At 66.3% G+C, this 4,135-nt stretch carries 4 protein-coding genes; all 4 read right to left on the bottom strand.

Annotation, left to right across the window (positions count from 1 at the left end; genetic code table 11):
* On the bottom strand, positions 1-370 hold a 370-nt coding region (locus tag AC1D01_RS23305; RefSeq protein ID WP_477870536.1), incomplete at its 3' end, for a hypothetical protein.
* A gap of 371 nt (positions 371-741) precedes the next feature.
* A complete protein-coding gene (locus AC1D01_RS23300) occupies positions 742-1,962 on the bottom strand; it encodes a porin family protein (protein ID WP_477870534.1) in 1,221 nt (406 codons plus the stop codon).
* A 42-nt stretch (positions 1,963-2,004) separates the two neighbouring features.
* The gene (locus AC1D01_RS23295; protein WP_477870532.1) at positions 2,005-3,399 is read right to left on the bottom strand and encodes an undecaprenyl-phosphate glucose phosphotransferase; all 1,395 of its coding nucleotides are present in this window, start codon (positions 3,397-3,399) and stop codon (positions 2,005-2,007) included.
* A 180-nt stretch (positions 3,400-3,579) separates the two neighbouring features.
* Positions 3,580-4,135 (bottom strand): GGDEF domain-containing protein (locus AC1D01_RS23290; protein ID WP_477870530.1); only part of this gene is annotated, 556 nt, incomplete at its 5' end.

Below are 4,135 nucleotides of genomic sequence, written 5' to 3'. Positions count from 1 at the left end.
TCTGCGGGTACACGCCCAGCAGCGCGAAGATCAGGAAGCTGTCGCCACCCGCCTTCGTCACGAACGAGTACGTGTTCCAGCCGGTCGTCTTCGTCGAGTCGGACAACTGGTCGAACGTGCCCGGGCCCTTCTGGCTGTCGAACAGGAAGGCGAAGTCGAGCGTGCGGTCCAGCGGACCACCCTTCGACTGCGCTTCATATTCGAAGCTCACGTTGTACATCCCCGGCGCGAGGTTGTCGAAAACCTCGTAGCAGAAGCTCTGACCCAGCTTGCTCTTCAGCGGATCGTCGCAGCTCTCGCTGCTGGCGAACGCCGACCCGGTCGCGAAGGTCATCGCGGTCAAGGCCAGTGAAACTAGAAACTTCTTCATGGATACCTCCTGGTGATTAGGTGCTTTCCCGTATGCAAGACACACGCCACTTTCAGATCCCATCCCCAGTTCAAGGGGGGTCGATCGGGGCGCACGGGGCATGAGGCAGCCGGCATGCCCACCCGGCTTCACTTCGAACTGCTCTTTGCCCCTCAAAAGCAGCCGAATTTGCAGCAGCAACTACCTTTCGGCAGCCCAAGCTTGCCGATTTCCGCCCTGTATCGCTTCGTTACTGCTTGCAAGTAGCTGCAAACAGCCTTCAAGTCGACACATCAGCATGGTCCATGCCTGGGCGAATTTCCCTGGCGTGGTGCAACGCAGCATGAATTCAGGGCGCCGCACGCGTCACGCCATCCGACAAGGCGCCGGACTCAGCGCAGGCTGACCTGCCCGGAGCAACTTCCGGTGGTGGCGCTGTAGGGGTAGGTGATCGTCAGGTTGTCGCCGACGATCTGACGGCGTTCGTGGCCGATGTTGCAGGCGAACTGCAGGCTGCGCAGCGGCTGCCACGCGATGCCGAGCCCGTAGGTCGTGGTGTTGTCCTCGCCCTCGGTCGGCGCGGTCACGCCGTTGGCGATGAAGGCGTTGTCCAGCTTGCGCCGCGTGTAGCCGCCCTGCGCGGTGAGCTGGATCTTCGCGGTCGCATCCCAGCGCGCCTTCAATTGCAGGCCGTGGCTGACCCGCGTGTCGCTCGAATCGATCTCGTTGAGCGCGGTGCCGAAGGTGCTGCTGCCCACGCTGCTGTCGCGCGAGAGCTGCGTGTCGAAGTTCAGCTTGCCGGTGGCCTGCCAGTTCCAGCCGAGCGCGCCGGTCCAGGTGTTCGTGTCGCGCTGCGCTTGCACCGAATGGTTCTCGCGCGTCACGCTGACACGCGCGTTCAGCGTGCTCAGGCCGTTCGGCTTCGCGAGCAGGCTGAGGTCGACGTCGTTGCGGCGGAACACGTCCGGCTCGACGCCGAAGTTCGGGAAACGCCCCTCGGTGTGCCGGCCGCCGAGCCGCACGCTGAGCGCGTCGGAATCGGCCCAGCGCACGCCGGCGTTCACCGTCTGCTGGCGCACGTCGCGGTTGCTGAACTCCTCGGCCGAGTAGCGGCTCTGGTTGCCGGCCCAGCCGCCCTCCAGCGTCCACGCGGTGACGACGCCGACCCGCACCTGCAGCCCGGCGCCCGTCGTGCGCAGCTGGTTCTTGCCGGTGTAGCGGTTCTGGCTGTCGAGGTCGTAGCGGTACAGGCTGCTGCGCTGCTCGGCCGTCAGCTCGCCCGACACGCGCTCGACGGTCGACCAGTCGAGCCGCGCCGACAGCCGGTGGTCGGTGTTGTTCAGCTGCGTGTTGTTCTTGTAGCGGTTGATGTTGGCTTCGAGCCCGGCCGTGAAACGCTGCCGGCCGAACGGCTGGTCGATCGCGGCGCGCAGCCCGGTCGACGACACCGCATCGCGCGCCGCCGGCTCGCCATCGGGCGCGCGGAACAGGTTGTTGTCGGCCGAGATGGCCTGGCTGATGCCGAACACGTACGGATCGGATTCGTCACCGGCCTGGGCAGCGCCGGCGAAGCCGGTCAGGACGAGGACAGCAACGGAAGAACGACTGCGCATAGGTTCACCGGACGAAAGTGGAAACGGATGGCCCGCATCGCATCAATAGGCGTTGCGGTCGAAGAGCACCAGCCGCACGGTGCGCACGATGATCATCAGGTCCAGCCCGATCGACCAGTTGCGCAGGTACTCCAGGTCGTACTCGACGCGCGCGGCCATCTTGTCCAGCGTGTCGGTCTCGCCGCGAAAGCCGTTCACCTGCGCCCAGCCGGTGATGCCCGGGCGCACCTTGTGCCGCACCATGTAGGCCTGGATCATCTTGCGGTACTGCTCGTTGTGCGCCACCGCATGCGGGCGCGGCCCGACGATGCTCATGCGCCCCTGCAGCACGTTGATCAGCTGCGGCAGCTCGTCGAGCGAGGTCTTGCGGATGAACGCGCCGAACGGCGTGATGCGCGCATCGCCGCGCGTGGCCTGCTTCACCACCGCGCCGTTGTCCTGCGTCGTCATCGAGCGGAACTTGTAGACCTCGATCTCCTCGCCATCCAGCCCGTTGCGCTTCTGGCGGAAGATCACCGGCCCGGGCGAACTCAGCTTCACGCCGATCGCGAGCGCCGCCATCACCGGCGAGATCAGCAGCAGGATCAGCGACGCCAGCACGATGTCGCTGAAGCGCTTGACGAGGTCGTTGGTGCCGGTGAATGGCGACTCCAGCAGGCTCACCACCGGCAGGCCGGCCATGTCCTGCAGGCGCCCCTGGATCACGCTGACGCCGAACACGTCGGGCGCGTAGTACACCGAGGCGGTCGTGTCCTGCAGCGAGGCCAGCAGGTTCACGATGCGCGGCTGCGAGGTCAGCGGCAGCGTGATGTAGACATCGCGCACGCCGTGGCGGCGCACCCACTCGGCCAGGTCCTCGAAGCGGCCCTTCACATGCTCGCGCGCATCGGGGTGCAGGCGATCCGGCGAACGGTCCTCGAAGAAGCCGACGAAGTCCTGCCCGAACGAGCGGCGCGCCTTCAGCGACTCCAGCACCTTGGCCCCGAGCGGCCCGGCCCCCACCACCACCGCGCTGCGGCGGTACTCCGGCCGCAATGCCAGGCGCCGCAGCACCTCCTTGCCGCCGCGCACCGCGATCCATTGCACGACCGGCGTCAGCCCGGCCCACCACGCCAGCACCCGCCACTCGAAGAACTTCAGGCTGTCGGTCGCATAGCCGCACAGCACCAGGATGCCCAGCAGCGCGATCCACGCGCTGAGGATGTCGATCGCCGCATTGAGGCTGCGGTCCTTGAAGCGGTTCACGCCGGGGAAGCTCAGCACCAGCACGAGCATGCACAGCGTCAGCGCCGGCCGTTCGACCGGCTCGTTGAAGAAGCTGCTGACGGCGAGATAGCACAGCACCGTCAGCAACGGCTCCATCACCGCGGCGATGAAGGACGTCACCGAGGGCGGTGCACCGAGGAACAACTGCCTATGGCTGCGTTCTTCGAACATGGGAGAAGGAGTCCGTTGAGAATTTCACGAACCCCTCACGCACGAGGCGTGCCAACAGGCCCTCGCGCTGTAACTGAATTTCTCTTGCGGCGCCAGAGGGTGAACACGGGCACCCTTCCTGTCAGAAAGCCCGGCTCATGTCACTGTTGGACACAGGCGATCGGTAGATTCGACAGGCTTTTATCCGACACAGGTCCGGTTCTTACCGGTTCGCTTGGCCTCGTAGAGCGCTTCGTCGGCGCGCTCGAGCGCAGCCTCGATCGCCTCGCCCTGCCGGTACAGCGTGACGCCGGCCGAGAAGGTGACGAAGACCTGGCGCTGCTCGTGCATGAAGAGCCCGCCGGACAGCGAGCGCTGCAGGCGCGTCAGGATCTGCTCGCCCTCCTGCACGGGGGTGTCGGGCAGCAGCACGACGAACTCCTCGCCGCCGTAGCGCGCCACCAGGTCGGTCGGGCGCAGCGCCTTGCTGACCACCTCGGCCAGCGACTTCAGCGCGGTGTCGCCGGCCGCATGGCCCAGCTCGTCGTTCAGGCGCTTGAAGTTGTCGACGTCCAGCAGGCCGATCGACAGCTCGGTCTGGCCGCGCTCCATGCGCGCCTTTTCGGCATCGAACGCCTGCATCAGGCCGCGGCGGTTGGCGATCTGCGTGAGCTGGTCGGTCGACACTTCTTCCGACAGCCGCCGCAGCTCGCCTTCGAGCTCGGCCACGCGCTCGGACAGGCCGACCGCCTTCGCA

The organism is Rhizobacter sp. P3_B12 (assembly GCF_056402895.1).
The sequence above is the reverse complement of the archived record's forward strand: the minus strand, read 5'-3'. Positions and strand labels throughout refer to the sequence as shown.